The 16,763-nt window shown below is 37.1% G+C and carries 16 protein-coding genes and 1 pseudogene; 2 read left to right on the top strand and 15 right to left on the bottom strand.

Annotated elements, in window-relative coordinates:
* Nucleotides 1-182: 182 nt before the first annotated feature.
* The 5 genes from ACTJJ9_RS22470 to ACTJJ9_RS22450 all read right to left on the bottom strand — a co-directional run bounded on the left by ACTJJ9_RS22470 (nucleotide 183) and on the right by ACTJJ9_RS22450 (nucleotide 5,202).
* Entirely contained in the window at nucleotides 183-437 is a 255-nt protein-coding gene (locus tag ACTJJ9_RS22470; protein ID WP_145583687.1) for a hypothetical protein, read from the bottom strand.
* Nucleotides 438-614: 177 nt separating this feature from the next.
* Nucleotides 615-1,520, bottom strand: a complete 906-nt coding sequence (locus tag ACTJJ9_RS22465; protein WP_095300285.1) for an NAD(P)/FAD-dependent oxidoreductase — start codon at nucleotides 1,518-1,520, stop codon at nucleotides 615-617.
* Between the two features lie 511 nt (nucleotides 1,521-2,031).
* A complete protein-coding gene (locus tag ACTJJ9_RS22460) occupies nucleotides 2,032-2,937 on the bottom strand; it encodes an SDR family oxidoreductase (RefSeq protein ID WP_145583689.1) in 906 nt (301 codons plus the stop codon).
* A gap of 255 nt (nucleotides 2,938-3,192) precedes the next feature.
* On the bottom strand, nucleotides 3,193-3,942 hold the full coding sequence (nfsA, locus tag ACTJJ9_RS22455) for an oxygen-insensitive NADPH nitroreductase (RefSeq protein ID WP_145583691.1): 750 nt from the start codon (nucleotides 3,940-3,942) through the stop codon (nucleotides 3,193-3,195).
* 57 nt (nucleotides 3,943-3,999) lie between these two features.
* Nucleotides 4,000-5,202, bottom strand: a complete 1,203-nt coding sequence (locus ACTJJ9_RS22450; protein WP_145583693.1) for an MFS transporter — start codon at nucleotides 5,200-5,202, stop codon at nucleotides 4,000-4,002.
* Nucleotides 5,203-5,546: 344 nt separating this feature from the next.
* On the opposite strand from ACTJJ9_RS22450, the gene ACTJJ9_RS22445 reads away from it, so the two are divergent.
* A complete protein-coding gene (locus ACTJJ9_RS22445; protein ID WP_095300289.1) occupies nucleotides 5,547-5,819 on the top strand; it encodes a spore morphogenesis/germination protein YwcE in 273 nt (90 codons plus the stop codon).
* Nucleotides 5,820-5,855: 36 nt separating this feature from the next.
* Here the strand turns inward: ACTJJ9_RS22445 and ACTJJ9_RS22440 are convergent, their stop codons facing one another.
* From ACTJJ9_RS22440 to ACTJJ9_RS22425, 4 genes and pseudogenes are all read right to left on the bottom strand, one after another.
* A complete protein-coding gene (locus ACTJJ9_RS22440) occupies nucleotides 5,856-6,839 on the bottom strand; it encodes a nuclease-related domain-containing protein (protein WP_145583695.1) in 984 nt (327 codons plus the stop codon).
* 232 nt (nucleotides 6,840-7,071) lie between these two features.
* Nucleotides 7,072-7,512, bottom strand: a pseudogene (locus tag ACTJJ9_RS22435) (SRPBCC family protein).
* A gap of 33 nt (nucleotides 7,513-7,545) precedes the next feature.
* A complete protein-coding gene (locus ACTJJ9_RS22430; RefSeq protein ID WP_095300292.1) occupies nucleotides 7,546-7,944 on the bottom strand; it encodes a VOC family protein in 399 nt (132 codons plus the stop codon).
* A gap of 18 nt (nucleotides 7,945-7,962) precedes the next feature.
* Entirely contained in the window at nucleotides 7,963-10,140 is a 2,178-nt protein-coding gene (locus tag ACTJJ9_RS22425; protein WP_095300293.1) for a DNA topoisomerase III, read from the bottom strand.
* 155 nt (nucleotides 10,141-10,295) lie between these two features.
* On the opposite strand from ACTJJ9_RS22425, the gene ACTJJ9_RS22420 reads away from it, so the two are divergent.
* Entirely contained in the window at nucleotides 10,296-11,840 is a 1,545-nt protein-coding gene (locus tag ACTJJ9_RS22420; RefSeq protein ID WP_145583699.1) for an ABC-F family ATP-binding cassette domain-containing protein, read from the top strand.
* A 139-nt stretch (nucleotides 11,841-11,979) separates the two neighbouring features.
* Here the strand turns inward: ACTJJ9_RS22420 and ACTJJ9_RS22415 are convergent, their stop codons facing one another.
* From ACTJJ9_RS22415 to ACTJJ9_RS22390, 6 genes are all read right to left on the bottom strand, one after another.
* Nucleotides 11,980-12,819, bottom strand: a complete 840-nt coding sequence (locus ACTJJ9_RS22415) for an STAS domain-containing protein (RefSeq protein WP_145583701.1) — start codon at nucleotides 12,817-12,819, stop codon at nucleotides 11,980-11,982.
* A 55-nt stretch (nucleotides 12,820-12,874) separates the two neighbouring features.
* Nucleotides 12,875-13,507 (bottom strand): response regulator transcription factor, encoded by a 633-nt coding sequence (locus ACTJJ9_RS22410; RefSeq protein ID WP_145583703.1) that lies wholly within the window; start codon nucleotides 13,505-13,507, stop codon nucleotides 12,875-12,877.
* Nucleotides 13,500-14,546 (bottom strand): sensor histidine kinase, encoded by a 1,047-nt coding sequence (locus ACTJJ9_RS22405; RefSeq protein ID WP_145583705.1) that lies wholly within the window; start codon nucleotides 14,544-14,546, stop codon nucleotides 13,500-13,502. The genes ACTJJ9_RS22410 and ACTJJ9_RS22405 overlap by 8 nt, the downstream gene beginning before the upstream one ends.
* Nucleotides 14,543-15,271 (bottom strand): cell wall-active antibiotics response protein LiaF, encoded by a 729-nt coding sequence (gene liaF / locus ACTJJ9_RS22400; RefSeq protein ID WP_145583707.1) that lies wholly within the window; start codon nucleotides 15,269-15,271, stop codon nucleotides 14,543-14,545. The genes ACTJJ9_RS22405 and liaF overlap by 4 nt, the downstream gene beginning before the upstream one ends.
* Before the next feature lie 232 nt (nucleotides 15,272-15,503).
* Complete coding sequence (locus ACTJJ9_RS22395; RefSeq protein ID WP_095300299.1) at nucleotides 15,504-16,151, bottom strand: PspA/IM30 family protein; 648 nt, start codon at nucleotides 16,149-16,151, stop codon at nucleotides 15,504-15,506.
* Nucleotides 16,152-16,222: 71 nt separating this feature from the next.
* The gene (locus ACTJJ9_RS22390; protein WP_095300300.1) at nucleotides 16,223-16,579 is read right to left on the bottom strand and encodes a lmo0954 family membrane protein; all 357 of its coding nucleotides are present in this window, start codon (nucleotides 16,577-16,579) and stop codon (nucleotides 16,223-16,225) included.
* Between the last annotated feature and the right edge of the window lie 184 nt (nucleotides 16,580-16,763).

Here is a 16,763-nt window from a genome sequence, read left to right as displayed (position 1 = left end):
TCGCACTCTTGTAAGAGTTACTTTGTCACAGGGCTTCAACCTTAGGATTTCTCCACCAGTTGCCTGTCAGCTACCGAGCGTTTTGGCACTTACTCGGATTGGACTTTCACCAATTAGCACTTAACGGCTTGCTGGGCACGCTAAATTAAAAAAAGCAATTGGCTTTTACCCTCCAATTGCTTTTATTTATTTATATGAATTTGAATCGATCCCTTTTCATGCATAATAGTCATCGTTGTACCTGGTGTCATCATATTTTCTAATATATCCTTTGCAGCTTGAAGAGAGAATTCTATTCTTTCTAATTTTTCTGTTTCCTCTTCTCGTTGTTCAAAAGGGATTTGCTTTAGTTGTTTCGCATATTCATGTGTTGTTGAATGATAGCTGGCAATCTTTTCATACACTTCATCATACAATGCTTCGATTTCCTTCTTCATTGCTTCCGTCTCCCTTACTTGTCTTCTCTCTATGATACAAAACTTATAGGTCTAGGTAAAATACGAAACTAATATTTGAGGTTCTTTTATCATTTTTGTTTTTAAATAAATGGTTGATTAAGATCAGCTACCAGACCTTAGGATAAAACAACAATGTTACGAATGTAACTCAGTAATTTAACTATTATGCAATAAGCGTTTATGGATCCATATAGCAGCCTGGCACCCATCAGCCATTGCTATCGTCACCTGTTCCGAATGGGCAACAGCGTCCCCTGCTGCCCATACATTTGTTATATTTGTTTCCTTCGTCCGCGGGTCAACGAGAATATGTTTATTCTCAAGCAATTCTACACCTAGTTGACTTGCCAGATCCGAGTGCACCTTATTCCCACCAAAGCCAATAAAAGCCTTATCTCCTTGAATGATTTTGCCGTTTTTCAATTTAACCCCTTTAAATACTTCATCTGCAACTATAGCATCTATTTCTTCATCAATGATTGTTATTTGCTTTTGCTTAAGTTTATTTAATAGCTCTTCTTCAATCGTTTTTCCCTCATGATTAATAAACGTAATCTGATTTGTAAAATATGTTAAAGTTAAAGCCATATTTGCTCCGGTCTTACCAGATCCTAAGATTAATACATGTTTATTTTTCCCTTCATATCCATCACAATCAGGACAAACATATATTGAAAGACCTAACCATTTTTCAATATGTTTAATCGGGGGAATATGATCCTTTACACCTGTTGAGATAAGCAGTGTTTTTGATTGATACTGTTCCCCCTGTTTCGTACGAACTTTCATCAGCTTATCCTCTTTTTGCGCCTCGATTACGTGATCATTTATAAATTGAATCCCCAGAGCTTCAGCCTGACTTCTCCCAAGCTCTCTAAGTGTTTGTCCACTAACACCATCAGGCCATCCAAGTAAATTATGATAACCACGGCAAAGATTAGAACGACCATTTTCACTATCAACTACTAAAACTTGTCTCATATATCTACCTAGCTGGATTGCAGCCTGTAACCCTGCAATTCCTCCACCAATTATAATGCAATCAAATGTTTCCTGCCCCATTTATACACGTCCTTTATTTTATTGTTTATATGTAGACTGTGTAAAAGTGGATTGGAACATTCTATAAATACACAAATCCAATAAATGTTTTATATATTGTGGATAACCTTACCTTATTAAAAGAGTCATCCACTAGGTGTAGTAAGCAAGTGCCTTTTTATATCCTCTTTTCAAGGCACTTGCTAAGAAAAACCGCGCATTTTTCTCATATTAGACAAACAGCTACAAGCATTTCAATATTATCCAGTACATAGCTTTCCATTAACATTTTAAAAATTAAGATATTAACAAGGTAAGTATTGGTTAACAACAAGTTATACACAGAAGTTATCAACATATCCACAATTGATATCCACATTTTGTGTGGGTACATTTGTTCGCCACAATATCTATCAAGACTTATCCCTGTTATCAACAGGTTATACACAGCAATATCAATTGTTCTTCATACTTATTGCCTATAAATTTTATTATTCTACTTTATTCGACACCTTCATTAAAAATCTGAGTTCTATGATGAGCGGTATTGTCCTCCATTTACATGAAGAACTTGACCAGTAACATAGCGAGAATCATCTGAAGCTAAATACACATAGGTTGGAGCAAGCTCGAACGGTTGACCAGCACGCTTCATTTCTGTATCTAAGCCAAATATTGCAACTTCCTTTGCAGAAAAGCTCGATGGGATAAGGGGTGTCCAAATTGGCCCAGGTGCTACCCCGTTCACCCGAATTCCTTTGTCAACTAATGAAAGGGATAGTGATCTCGTAAATGTCGTAATTGCTCCTTTCGTTGCTGAATAATCAATTAACATTTTATGACCTTCATATGCAGTTATCGAGGTTGTATTTATAATCGAGCTTCCATTTTTCAAATAAGGAAGACTTGCCTTCACCATATAAAAAAAGGCAAAGATATTCGTTCGAAAGGTAGCTTCAAGCTGCTGTGCAGAAATATCTAAAATACTTTTCTGGACAATTTGAATCCCGTGATTATTTACAACAATATCTAATTTTCCAAATGCTGCAATCGTTTGTTGAACAACTTGATAACTTGTTTGCTCTTGGCTTAAATCACCGGGAAGTAATAAACAACGACCACCTAACTCTTCAATTCGCTGCTTTGTCTCCTGAGCATCTCTGTGCTCATTTAAATAAGGGATGACTACAGCTGCCCCTTCTTTTACAAACGCATAGGCAATTGCTCTACCAATTCCACTATCACCACCTGTTATAATGGCAACTTTATTCTTTAATTTCCCACTGCCCTTGTATCCTTTTCTATCAGAAATAGGCCTTGGTACCATTTCATATTCAAATCCCGGATGGCGATTTTGGTGTTGAGGTGGAAACGTAAGTGGCTGTTCTTCACATTTTTGCTGTACGGAATAGTAAGGATATAACGGATATTTCCCCATGAGTAACCTCCTTTTCTTTCCTCTCAAATTAAGCCTATTCCAAGGAAGCTTGGGAACATCACTAATTTTTTGACTCTTTTTGCAAAAGCACAAGGAACAAAATTGTGGTGGCTTGGAGCGGAGATACGAGATATGTACATGATGCATACGACGAGTGACTTAAAGAACAGCAAACAAACTTAAGTGCCTGCAATATCCTGCTTTTAGCAAGAAAAAGGAGGTTGCTCATGATCTGAACACCTCCAGTAGATTCCATTATCTTTTATTAAACCCTTGTTGTTCAACAAACTTTTTCATATACATCCTTGCTGGCTTTGCTAACAATCCTGCCATTTGTCCTGTCCACGTATCCTTTCGCTTTCCGTTCGTTCGCTTTTGATAGTAAGCAGAGATTTCTTCATCATAATCATTTAACTGTTGATAATACGCCACTTTATCTTGATTGTATTCATCCTCATGATAAATATGTTGTAATGGAAGACGTTGCTTTTTATCTGGCTGCTGTGCAGGATACCCGACTGCAACTCCAAATAGCGGGATAACATATGGTGGAATTTTTAACAACTCACATACCTCTGTTAGCTGATTCCGTAGCCCACCGATATAGACTGCACCAAGCCCCATCGATTCAGCAGCAAGGACTGCATTTTGCGCAGCAAGTGTTGCATCAATAATCGCTACCATAAACTTTTCTGTACTTTCTAATGCTTCACTCGCATCTTGTGAGTAATTCTCTGCAATTAACTGATGACGATAAAGATCTGCACAAAATACGAAAAAATGTCCATTTTCGGCAACATAAGCTTGTCCACCTGCTAACTCAGCTAACCTCTCCTTTTTCTGCTTATCCTTTACACCAATAATTGAATAGGCCTGGACAAAGCTTGAAGTCGATGCAGCTTGTGCGCTTTCAACTATCGTCTTTATTTGTTCATCTGATAATAATTTGTCCTCAAATTTACGAATTGAACGGTGATTCTGGATTAATTCAATTATCTTATTCAAAGATAGCTCCTCCTTCTAAAAAAGGAATTAGAATCTCTAATCCCTTAAGTTCTACTATTATTGTAACTCTCTTTGCTTCGTTTCCTCTCCTAAAACCAATACCGCGAGCGCACCAACTAGAATGGATATGGCAAAAATAAAGAAGATTGTATGGATCGAAACATTTGCTGCAACTAAATATCCTACTAATAACGGACCAAAAATTCCACCAATCCGCCCGAACGATGCCGCTAAACCTGTTCCTGTGCCACGGATTTCTGTTGGGTAATGCTCAGGTGAATATGCGTATAACGCTCCCCACGCCCCAAGATTAAAGAAAGATAAGAAAATACCAGATGTTAACAGTAATCCTAGGCTTTCTGCATTTCCAAAGAAATATGCACTGACAGCAGTTCCAATTAAAAATGTAACTAAAACAAATTTCCGGCCAACTCGCTCTATTAAAAAGGCGGCACTAAAATAACCAGGTAATTGTGCCAATGTCATGATAAGAACATATTGAAAGCTTTGTATTAAATCAAAGCCCTTCATTACCATCACACTTGGCAGCCATAAAAACATTCCATAATAAGAAAAAACAACACTGAACCATAATATCCAAAGCATTGCCGTCTGTTTAACATAAGGCTTTGCCCAAACCTTGATTATTTTACTAAAGGATGATTCCTTTTTTGCTGCTGTTGCTTGGAATGCAGGTGAATCAGGTAATTTCACTCTTAAATATAGTGCATAAAATGCTGGTAATGCGGTTAAAATTAAAGCTGTTTGCCATCCATAATGCGGAATGACAAAATAGGAAATAAGCGCAGCGATTAACCAACCACCAGCCCAGAAGCTTTCTAACAAAACAACAACCTTTCCTCGTTCCTTAGCTGGTACACTTTCAGACACGAGCGTTGAAGCAACAGGAAGCTCCCCACCTAGACCCATTCCAATGAAAAACCTTAAAATTAAAAACATAGCTAAGGATGTAACGAGTGCTGAAAGCCCGCTACCTACTGAGAATAATAACAATGTAATAATGAAGACATTTTTCCTGCCAATTCGATCTGCCATTACACCAAATACTAACGCACCGACAGCCATTCCTATTGAATTGACACTTCCTATCCATCCCATCTCTGAAGAGGAAAGATTCCAATCTACCTTTAATGCTGCAATGATGAACGAAAGGATCCCAACATCCATTGCATCAAACATCCAGCCTAAGCCGGCAACACCGAGCAGTTTCTTTCTAGATATAGCTTGAGTATTCTCCATCCTGACCACCTTTCACTTCTTAACCCCCTTATTATTTATGATGTATTAAAGAAGGAGGATTAAATAGTCGAAAAATTATAACTCCATCTACACTTATACTTCAATTAAATTAAGATCGTCAATGTTTATTGCTTAACATCCCATTTTCTTTTCTACTTCATTCATGACAGCTTAAAATGAGGCTATTTTATTATTTTTCAAAACTACAATATTTTTCCTTTGTATCACTTTCATCTAAAAAGGGAATATGTTATAGTAAATGTAACAAAATGTTCACAAATTGTCCTTTTTTTTGACACAAATCTGAAAGCGTTAACAAATATTTGTTAAGGAGCTGGTTCAAAATGGACGTATTTTTCGCATATTTATTAATGGCAAGTGCAACTCCACTCTTTTTATGGAAAGAGAATATGAAATTAGCTATTTTTCAGATCCCAGTTATCGTCGCAATGTGGGTTATGTTCTTCTTATATATAAGCAATGATTATACTATGGCAGGTCACCTAATGTTTGGTGCAATTTTTGCATTAAATGTTATTCTCGCTCATGCAACTATGTTTTACGTGTTTGCTCTTCCTTTCTTTAAGCAATTAAAAAGCAAACGAAGAATCATCTAATAGTATTAGACAAAATATATAGGTTTAGAAAAGGGGCTAACTCATTGGAGTTAACCCCTTTTTATTTAAGCTGTAAATACGGTCCCGTGTTGACCCTTCGCTAGATAAATTTAACATTTGCAACAGTCTTGTTGCTAAATTAGGTGAATGTATCATCAAAAAGTCCCTTAACTTACGATTAGTGATCGTCGTTCCAATGAGGAGGATATAGTCTTGAAGCGCCAAAATATGGGCATCCTTATCTTTATTGCCACAGCTTGGGCAATTCCACGATCCATATACTCTTATCATTGGGTGGCTTTGACACGATGGACAAAATACTCCCTTCACTAATTCATCATAGGTAATATCATATTGCTCTAAGTATGATAATTGCAAAGGTTCATCCGCTTTTTTTAACAAGCGACAAGCCTTTTTTATTTGTTTACCTGTTAACCTTTTGACTTGGTACATCTTTTCAAATTGCTGTAGCTTATTAGGAAGATGATCGGCATGTAATACCTTTTCGGCAGCATCTTTGTAATTGTCAGCTGTACGTATGATCGTCTTTTCATTACTAATAACAACAAGCGATAAAATCGGAAGGGTTGGAAGGTCATTTTTTGCTAGCCAATTTTTTAGATGAAGCTCCTGTCTTTTTAGTTGTGAAATCGGATCTTTAAAAGCTGTTTCCTCTCCATCCTTTGTCCGGATTAACTGGTGAAAAACTGGATCAAAATATACGGTTCCTGAGATGTTTTTCACCTCAACAATGACGAGAAAATTGCTGTTTAGAATCAAAGTGTCCATTTGAAAATAATGACCGGAATCCTTTAGACGAAGATCATGTAAAATGTAATAATCTTTTTCAGAAAGAAAGCTTAATGGATAGTCAAGTGCCTTCTCACCATTATAGCCTGATTGTCTTTTCGCGAGGTTTTCTTGCAACAGAGGAACTTTTAGATGAGTTTTTGGTAGTCTTCGAAGTAAGGCCTGTAATTTGAGGATCGAAAGAGGAATTTCTCTTTTTTTTATAATCATTTTACCCCTCCAATTGATTTTTCTTTACATATTCGTGCTCTTAGCTTAAATTCCTACTGCCTTTTGAAAATTTTTTTCGGTAACAGATACTGAATCTATCAACTTTTCCAGGTAATCTGTCGACTTTCCAAAAAAATTTGTCAACTTCTTTAAATAATCTCTCAACATTTCATAAAAATCTGTCATTCGACAAAATTCGCATAAAAAAACGTCGCATTTTTCGTTGCGACGTCTAATTTTTAACTCTTTCTTCTGCAATTTTTTTAATATATCGGTTCCTTGTAATGAGGAAATCCTTCATATATTGCTCCAAAAATAAGCGATCAGCAATTTTTCCGATCCATCCTAATGGGGAGGTATAATCAAACGTATCTACCATCAATGTACCGTTTGCTTTCTCAATGAATTCATGCGAATGATAGAATCGCTTAAACGCACCCTTTTCCATTTCATCGACAAACCGTACTGGGAACTCAAATTCGGTGATACGGACAGTGAGCTTTTGCTTGATCCCGAAATGAATGGCCTCCCAGGTAACGGTCTCATTTAGTCCAATTAATCAGTTTGTAACACCAGCGATAGCTCTCTCGAATGTCTTGCTTGTTGATTCTGTATGAATTTCAATATCGCGTGCGACATCAAAGCATATTTCTCGCGGTGCGTAAATAAACATATCTGTTTGAATGATTGGCACGTTAAATCTTCCTTACTTATAGCTTTTCACCTGAAGCAAATCAAATCGATTGCCATACAGATCTTCAAAAACAACTTCTATACCCCATGGCATGTCATTTGGTTCACCATGGAAGGTAACACCCTTTTCCTTCATCCTATGATAGTCTCTGATACAATCATCAGTTTCAATGACTAGAAAAACATGCTGAGCTGTCTGAGAGCCAACGCGGGCATGCTTTTCAGCAGTATCAGCTTTAACAAATACAATCGCGGTCTCTGATTCTTGGGAAGGAGCTACTGTTACCCAGCGCATCCCTTCACCAAATTGATTATCAGTTAAAAGGACGAAGCCTAGCGTATTTGTATAAAAGGAGATGGCTTCATCATAGTCAGAAACGAGAATCGTAATATGACCAATTTTTCGGTTCATTGTGCGCTTCCCTTCTAGTTACTTTTTCAAATTTAGCTTTGAAAGTGCGTCTGCGAGAGCTGAGTTTGTGAACTCATCATTTTGGTTCTTCATATATTTTGCTACATCTCGTTTAGAGACTTTGCTATTTTGGTTCTTTTTCCGTCTTTCCTGGAAGGTTGACATTTTTTCGCGATGGCCACAGCTGCATACAAAAATTTGTCCTTCTCCCTCACCTCGTAGCTCAAGCTTTTTATGGCAATTCGGGCAACGAGCATTCGTTGTTCGAGCTATATTTTTTCGATAGCCACATTCGCGGTCCTGGCATACGAGCATTTTTCCCTTTTTCCCGTTGACTTCAAGAAGGAGCTTGTTGCATTCTGGACATTTGCTGCCTGTAACATTATCGTGTTTGAAACGTTCCTTACTATTTTTAATTTCTTGGACGATTTCTTTAGCATATTGTCTCATATCACTGATAAAGGCTTTTTGCGATAAGGTTCCTTTTGAAATTTTTGTTAGCTTTTGCTCCCATTCCGCTGTTAAAACTGGAGATTTTAAATCTTCAGGAACGAGGTTCAATAATTGCTTGCCCTTAGAAGTAATAAAGATTTCCTTCCCTTTCTTTTCAATGAGGAAGCTGCTATAAAGCTTTTCAATAATATCTGCTCTTGTTGCAACCGTACCGAGTCCACCTGTTTCACCGATTGTTTTAATTAACTCCTTGCTTTCTCCTGCCATGTATTTTGATGGGTTTTCCATCGCAGATAAAAGTGTTGCCTCATTAAAACGTGCTGGTGGCTTTGTTTCCCCTGTTGTTTTTGTTAGCGAGACGACAGATAGCGTGTCTCCTTTGTTTACTTCAGGGAGCTTTTGATCGTCTTCACTATCTTCATCTGTATAGTCTGTATAAACTTCTTTCCAGCCTTGTACGAGAATTCTTTTTCCTTTTGCTGAAAAAGCTTCTTCGCCGATTTTTGCTGTGACAACTGTTTGTTCATACTGAAATGCAGGAAGCAGGACGGCTATAAACCGCTTTACAACTAAGTCATAAATTTTTCGTTCCTTCTCACTTAACGCACTCAACGGAACAGATTCTTCGGTTGGGATAATTGCATGGTGATCGGAAACCTTCTGATCATCAACAAATGACTTATTTGCTTTAATCGGCTTGTTTACTATTTTTGCGATGACAGCTGTATAAGGCTTGATCCGACAAGCTTCCAACCGATCCTTTAATGTTCCAACGATATCACTTGTAAGATAGCGTGAATCTGTACGTGGATATGTTAACACTTTATGCTGCTCGTAAAGCTTTTGCATAATCGATAGTGTCTCTTTCGCTGAAAAGCCGTAACGCTTATTCGCATCACGTTGTAGTTCAGTTAAGTCATATAATGCCGGAGAATACGTCTTTTTCGGTGATGTTTTCACATCAGTGACCTTTGCTGATTTACCTTTTAAGTTAGCTAGCTTCTCATCAATATGTTTCTCAGTAAAAGTTTTTGTATCATTTGTTTTCGCATCATGCCAGGTGAGTGCAAGACCAGCTGTCGTAACTGCCTTCATTCCATAATATTTTTTCGGCTTAAATGATTTGATTTCCTCTTCACGTTGAGCAATCATCGCTAAAGTTGGAGTCTGAACACGACCTGAAGAGAGCTGAGCATTGTATTTTGTAGTAAGGGCACGGGTTGCATTAAGCCCAACTAACCAGTCTGCCTCTGCACGGGCAACTGCTGATGCATATAGATTTTCATAGTCTTTGCCATTTTTTAAATGTCTGAAGCCATCTTTAATTGCCTTATCTGTTACAGATGAAATCCATAATCGTTTAATCGGCTTATTTACCCGTGCTTTTTCGAGAATCCAGCGAGCAACAAGCTCTCCTTCCCGACCAGCATCTGTTGCAATGACAATTTCACGAACATCCTTACGAAGCAGCTGTGCTTTGACCGCCTGAAATTGCTTTCCTGTTTTTTTAATTACGACAAGCTTTAATTGTGGTGGCAGCATTGGTAAATCTTCTAAGCGCCATGATTTATATTGATCCCCGTAAGTTTCAGGATCGGCTAATGTAACGAGATGGCCTAATGCCCATGTAACGATATATTGGTCACCTTCTAAAAAGCCATTTCCTTTTTTATGACATTTTAACACTCTAGCTAAATCTCTTCCTACTGAAGGTTTTTCAGCTAGAACGACTGTTTTACTCATATGAACATCCTTTCACTCATAGTCCTTTCTCTATTATAGGTGTTATTAACGAGGAAATCTAATCAGATTAACTTCATTCGATTACCAGTAGCATATTGGAAAAAACAATAGTAGAATGAGCAAAGATACTTGTTTACTCACGGAGGATAAAAAATATGAGTCTATTAACGATTGATAATCTCAGCCATAGCTTCGGTGACCGTACATTATTTAAAGATGTTTCACTTCGTCTTTTAGCAGGTGAACGCGTCGGACTTGTCGGTGCAAATGGTGTTGGAAAATCTACTTTAATGAATATTATTACAGGGCAGCTTATTTACGATACCGGCCGTGTCGAATGGACTCCAGGGGTTCGTTATGGCTACCTTGATCAACATACTGTATTAACAAAAGGTAAAACGATTCGCGATATATTAAATGATGCTTTTCTTCCTTTATTCGAGCAGGAAAAGGAGCTAAATGAAGTAACAGATAAAATGGCAACTGCATCGCCTGAGGAGTTAGAGGAGCTACTAGAAAAAATGGCACAAATTCAGGATCGCCTTGATGCTGGTGGCTTCTATTTACTTGATATGAAGGTTGAGGAAACTGCAAGAGGGTTAGGACTTGATGCTATCGGTCTAGACCGAGATGTTTCAGCATTAAGTGGTGGGCAGCGAACAAAGGTGCTGCTAGCAAAGCTTTTATTAGAACAGCCTGATGTCTTATTGCTTGACGAGCCAACTAACTATTTAGATGTTGAACATATTCGCTGGCTTAGTAACTATTTAAAGGATTATCCACATGCATTTCTATTAATCTCACATGATACCGAATTTATGAACAGTGTATCAAATGTTATTTTCCATTTAGAATTTTCTAAGCTCACACGATACACAGCAACGTATGAGAAGTTTTTGGAGCTTGCTGAGATTAATAAAAACCAGCATTTACAGGCTTATGAAAAGCAACGTGAATTTATTAAAAAACAAGAGGAATTTATCGCAAAAAATAAAGCACGTTACTCAACAACTGGTCGTGCAAAAAGCCGTCAAAAGCAATTAGACCGCATTGAAAGAATTGACCGTCCAGAAACTGCAGTAAAACCGACATTTGAATTTAAAGAGTCCCGAAGCAGCAGTCGTTATGTATTTGAAGCGAAGGATCTTGAAATTGGGTATGACACTCCACTACTTCCTAAGCTAACGATGACGATTGAGCGCGGAGATAAAATTGCGATTGTTGGATGTAATGGAATTGGGAAATCAACCTTGCTGAAAACAATCCTTGGCAAGCTGAAGCCACTAGGTGGAACAATTAATCATGGTGACTTTTTATTCCCATCATATTTTGAACAAGAGGTAAAAGCAGGAGATATTACACCAATTGATGATGTGTGGAATGCCTTTCCAAATCTCGATCAACATCAAATAAGAGCATTGCTAGCACGTTCAGGTTTGAAAAACGAGCATATCTCTCGTCCATTATCACAGTTAAGTGGTGGAGAACAAGCAAAGGTGCGTTTATGTAAATTGCAAATGAATGAAAGCAACTGGCTACTATTTGACGAACCTACAAACCATTTGGACGTTACTGCCAAGGAAGAGCTAAAGCGTGCAATAAAAGCATATAAAGGTACCGTTGTCCTCGTCTGCCATGAGCCAGACTTTTATGAAGATTGGGTAACAAAGGTTTGGGATATCGAAGACTGGGCAAAGTAAAAGGAGTTCTAGCTAACCAGCTAAAAGTCTATGATAAACGCAAAAATCTATGTATACAAAAAGATGAATATACTCTAATAAAAGGTCGACCCTCCTAATCGAGTAACAATCGATTAGAGAGTCGACCTTTTTACATAGCTTAATTTGCTATAATCCGATCCAATGCTTGTGAAAGTGTTGCTGTTGTACGGATATGACTAAAGTCTAATCCAAGCTGAATCGCTGTTTGGGCAATTTCCGGTCTAATTCCGCATAATGTTGAGCGAACGCCAATGAGCTTTAACGCTTGGATTAAGTGGAATATTTCATGAGCTACCATTGTATCAATAATCGCGACACCTGATAAGTCGATACATAAATCTTCAATTCGCAAATCCGCACATTGAGCTAACGTGTTTTCAAGAATGATTTTAGCTCGTGCTGTATCGATATCGCCAATAAGTGGCAGGAGAGCAATTTTCTTTCGAAGTAGGATAACAGGTGAGCTTAATTCATTAATAATTTCCTTTTGCGCTATAAGCTGCCTTAGCGTATTTCGGTTAGCTTCTTCGATATAAATGTAAATTGATAAATTAACGACTCTTCTTACTAAGTCAATCCAAGATAAAAATTGATCCAAAGCAACATTATCTTTATTTGAAGAAAAATATTCCTTTAAATATTTCATATACACTTCTTGTGAATTCATAAATTCCCGTACGACATATTGAACAGGTGTTTTTAAGTGCTTTTGGTCCTTTGCTAATTCCTCTGACCAGATTTTAAATTCCCGAAAAAAATCCTCTTCCTTTTCAATAAAGAGCTTATGTAAGTGTTGAAAATAATCTTGATTTTGCTCTTTCAATGATTGAATAATCTCTGGATCTGTTGCTGAGTAAATCGATTCAGAGTCTTCATCATTAACTAGTTTGTACCAATCCTCAGTGATTTGCCAGGAATGCTCCACTAAATAATTATATAATCCCTGATTTCGATGCATCGTATGTCTCTCCTCTGTATCTAGTCTGATGACATAAAATGTATATATAAACCAACTATTTAACTAATGAATGCTTAAAAGCATAAATAACCGCTTGTGTACGATCCTGTACCTCTAGCTTGCTCAAGATGTTACTTACATGGGTTTTCGCTGTTTTAAGAGCAATAAATAATTCATCTGCTATTTCCTGATTTGATTTTCCTTGTGCCATTAGCATTAAAATTTCCATTTCACGGGAGGTGAGCTGGTCATGAAGTTCCGTTTCGTCCTTTTGTCGCATTTTCATCATCATTTTTCCTGTAACTTCAGGCTCTAATATCGATTGCCCATGGAACGTAGACCGAACAGCATTGGCAATTTCACTAGCCTTGGACGTTTTCAATAAATAGCTTGTTGCACCAGCCTCTAATGCAGGATATACCTTTTCATCATCAAGAAAGCTAGTAACAATTATGATTTTTGCTTCCGGCCATGACTGAATAATTTGCCTTGTCGCTTCAATTCCATCCATTTCCTTCATTACTAAATCCATTAATATAATGTCTGGACGTAAACTTAAGCAAAGCTCAACTCCAGCCTTTCCATTATCCGCTTCCCCAATCACCTCGATATCCGGTTGAGCAGATAGGTAGGATGATACCCCTATACGGACCATTTCGTGATCATCAACAAAAACAACTTTAATCATTTGCTTCACCTTCTACATTAAGTACTGGAACCTTTACCTCTAAACGTGTACCTTTATTTTTTAAGCTAACTACCTTTATCGTTCCGCCAATTTCAATCGCTCGTTCATACATGTTTTGCATGCCATAGGAGCCTGTTTTTCCTTCATTATCAACCTCAAAGCCAACTCCATCGTCAGAAACCCTCATAATGACAAAATCATCCCGCTTTATTAACAGGACATCCAATGTTGTTGCTTTTGCATGCCGGAGTGTGTTTGATACAGATTCTTGAAGAATCCGAAATAAATGCTCCTCGACTCCTTTATCTAGCTGCATATGCTCGACCTTCCATTTTATCTTCATTGAGACCTTTTGCATGAGTTCAACAAGCAATTCCTCGACACCCTCTTGAAGTGTTTTCCCTTTTAGTGCCGCAGGACGTAAATGGAGAAGCAGCGCCCTCATTTCCAGTTGTGATTGTTGGATTGTTTCTTCGATTAATTTAAGCTGCTTCGTTTCACGGTCATCTGATAATGGCTTTGATTCTGTGATAGCAGACATCATCATTGAAGCTGCAAATAATTGCTGGCTAACAGAATCATGAAGCTCCCGAGCTAGGCGGTTTCTTTCTTGTGAAACCATTTCTTGTACTCTTTTCTCATGATCCTCTGCTTTTTCATTTGCCAGCTTTTGCGATAGCTTTGTTTGCTCCAACATATTTTTTTGAACCTTTTCTATTCGAACCCAAATATCATGAATTTCCGGTAGCACCTGCTGTTCAATAGGAATAGGACGACCTTTTTCTAATTCTTTAACAGCAGTCTCTACTGTATATAATTGCTTTTTCCAATAGTATCCTGTTAGGGCTCCATAGCATGCTCCAAGTAAAATACTAATACTTGGCACAATGTACACAAAAGGAAAATCAAGAATCTTATTTTCCCAAAGAGAGCTCCAGCTTTCTAACGGAAAGGCAATAAAATACATGAAGGAAAATAACACAAACAAAATAATTGTAAAGATGATTGCTGAAACGAGCTGACGTAAAATAATATTCATACTCGTTTCACCTCAAGCTTTCCCGTTAAACCTGCGGTGATTATTTTTACCTTTTGCTCTGCCTGATCATATTCACCACTTTTATAGACAACTGTCTCATTAACAATTCTATGCTCTTTTTCCTGAAATATTGTAACAGATCCAACGATGATGGAATGATTTAATTGAACCTCTACTTCATATGGTACAAGGATTTGGATATTACCTATTAAGCTACGAATCGAAATAACCGCTTCTCCATTAGGTAAAACCGTATCACTTAAATCTATAATTGTATTTCCGACACCGACCTGAATATTGATATCATTCCATTCATATACATGCTCAGGCGTTGTTTGATTAGCAAATAGCTTATTTTTAAATAAACTGCCTTGCTTATGAAATTCCCCAGGCTTCGATACATCCTCTAAGGTAGCAGGCTTTATCTCCTTAGGCTTTTTTTGTGATTGAAAAAATTGAACAATTATCGAAACAAGGACAACACAGAAAAAGTACCGAAACGTTATCATATTTAATACCGTTACGATTAACCATATCCATCCTATCCAGTACAGCATCTTGCCCATAAAACCAGGCTTCCATCTTGAACCAAGATAGATACACCCAGTTGAAAGAACAACGGCAATGATTAAGCCACCATTAAAAAATACTACCTCTAACAAAAGGAGGAGAATTCCGATTAACACTATCCAATTTAAATAGTCTGTATTCATATTACGTAGCATATGGACCCTCCTTTCATTTTGTTAAAATTCTTTGTCATGCTTATCTATAGAAAATAAACTTTATAATATTCTTAAATAAGTTTTAGCAGATTTTTGTCAATAAACTAGATAAATTACTCCATAATAGAAGGTGTGATTACCTTGTATTATGGAGTAGCTTATCTGCTACTATTTATTAAGTATGAATAAGGCGTAGTGATTACCTACGCCTTATTAGGATACCATGTTTTGATTAAGAAATCGTACTAGTTTCCTCATTTTTCATTTGTTTTTCTAATTGCGCTATTCTTGCATCAATTGTATTTCGATGATACATCGTATTTACTTGATGCTCCAGGCGATCAAGGTAGTTTTCCATTTCTGTAAATTTTGAATAAGAGTTCGTTGAGTAGTTTGTATTTTCGACTACCTTGTTCATACGATAGTGAGCGCGGGCAATATTTTCTCTGCCCATAAGTTCCATGCGTTTAATATGCATATCCTTTAGCTTATGTTTCATTTCTTCATATTTTTGCTCTAGCTCTTCTAATTGATGTGTTGTTTGCTGCAGAGATTCTCTTAAACGACCAACTCTCTCTTCGTAGTATACGTGTTCCTTCACTGCAAATTGATGAAGCTCTTCCTCACCTGCTTTTTCTGCAATTTCCGCCTGTCTTTTACGCTTTTCGGCTAGGCGTAAAGCTTCATTATATTCACGGTTAAACTCTTCCTTTAATAAGTATTGACGTTCAACTAGCTTGCGAACCTTTTCAGTTTCCTGTTCACACTGTCTTAAATAATGATTAAGCACAGCAATTGGATTTTTTTGCTCCTTATTATCTAATGCTTCATGTAAATCTGCTGCAATTGAATCTTTAATTCTAGTAAAAATATTTGCCATTTTACTCTCTCCTTTTATATAAAGGACGTGTGTTACCACGTCTCTTGTTTTATTTGAACGTTTTAAACCGATTAGTAATTTCCTTTTAATTGATTCCACTCTTTTTCAAAATTTGTAAAAGGGTCATCACTTTCATTTGACACTTTTTCAACTTCCGGCTTTTTATTCCATTTCTTATACACAACGTATAGAACATAGATTGCAACTACTCCTATAACAGCCGGTAAATTTGATGCTGATGCAAACAAGGCAACAACACCGATAATGGCTAATAGGATTTTCGTGAAAGTTGAGTCTGTTTTCATAAAGCCTTTATATGAAAAATACATCACTGTAAGACTAAGGGCTAAAGCAATCATTGGTGCCAAATTTGATAAGAGGACAATCGCTGCCACCCCACCTAAAATAAATAAACCAAATTTTTTCATCTTATTTTCCTCCTTTCTATAAATGTAGCGGTGATATTTACCGCCTTTTCAATTATCTATCTCAACCTTAGCCTTATCAGCTTATTGGTGTTGATAGTGTGTTTGTTTATAGCTTTATCTTACCTACTTTTCCTTTTTCCAATAACGTGCCCTAGCTTTATTTTCAGCTAAGACTTAAGACGTA

The organism is Metabacillus sp. 22489 (genome assembly GCF_052044855.1).
Classification (GTDB): domain Bacteria; phylum Bacillota; class Bacilli; order Bacillales; family Bacillaceae; genus Metabacillus; species Metabacillus niabensis.
This window is presented reverse-complemented; position numbering and strand designations above follow the sequence as displayed.

Bases quoted from the DNA above. Each gene is read 5' to 3' on its own strand.
- ACTJJ9_RS22470 (WP_145583687.1), bottom strand. From the start codon at position 437: ATGAAGAAGGAAATCGAAGCATTGTATGATGAAGTGTATGAAAAGATT.
- ACTJJ9_RS22465 (WP_095300285.1), bottom strand. From the start codon at position 1,520: ATGGGGCAGGAAACATTTGATTGCATTATAATTGGTGGAGGAATTGCA.
- ACTJJ9_RS22460 (WP_145583689.1), bottom strand. From the start codon at position 2,937: ATGGGGAAATATCCGTTATATCCTTACTATTCCGTACAGCAAAAATGT.
- ACTJJ9_RS22450 (WP_145583693.1), bottom strand. From the start codon at position 5,202: ATGGAGAATACTCAAGCTATATCTAGAAAGAAACTGCTCGGTGTTGCC.
- ACTJJ9_RS22445 (WP_095300289.1), top strand. From the start codon at position 5,547: ATGGACGTATTTTTCGCATATTTATTAATGGCAAGTGCAACTCCACTC.
- ACTJJ9_RS22440 (WP_145583695.1), bottom strand. From the start codon at position 6,839: ATGATTATAAAAAAAAGAGAAATTCCTCTTTCGATCCTCAAATTACAG.
- ACTJJ9_RS22430 (WP_095300292.1), bottom strand. From the start codon at position 7,944: ATGAACCGAAAAATTGGTCATATTACGATTCTCGTTTCTGACTATGAT.
- ACTJJ9_RS22425 (WP_095300293.1), bottom strand. From the start codon at position 10,140: ATGAGTAAAACAGTCGTTCTAGCTGAAAAACCTTCAGTAGGAAGAGAT.
- ACTJJ9_RS22420 (WP_145583699.1), top strand. From the start codon at position 10,296: ATGAGTCTATTAACGATTGATAATCTCAGCCATAGCTTCGGTGACCGT.
- ACTJJ9_RS22415 (WP_145583701.1), bottom strand. From the start codon at position 12,819: ATGCATCGAAATCAGGGATTATATAATTATTTAGTGGAGCATTCCTGG.
- ACTJJ9_RS22410 (WP_145583703.1), bottom strand. From the start codon at position 13,507: ATGATTAAAGTTGTTTTTGTTGATGATCACGAAATGGTCCGTATAGGG.
- ACTJJ9_RS22405 (WP_145583705.1), bottom strand. From the start codon at position 14,546: ATGAATATTATTTTACGTCAGCTCGTTTCAGCAATCATCTTTACAATT.
- liaF (WP_145583707.1), bottom strand. From the start codon at position 15,271: ATGCTACGTAATATGAATACAGACTATTTAAATTGGATAGTGTTAATC.
- ACTJJ9_RS22395 (WP_095300299.1), bottom strand. From the start codon at position 16,151: ATGGCAAATATTTTTACTAGAATTAAAGATTCAATTGCAGCAGATTTA.
- ACTJJ9_RS22390 (WP_095300300.1), bottom strand. From the start codon at position 16,579: ATGAAAAAATTTGGTTTATTTATTTTAGGTGGGGTGGCAGCGATTGTC.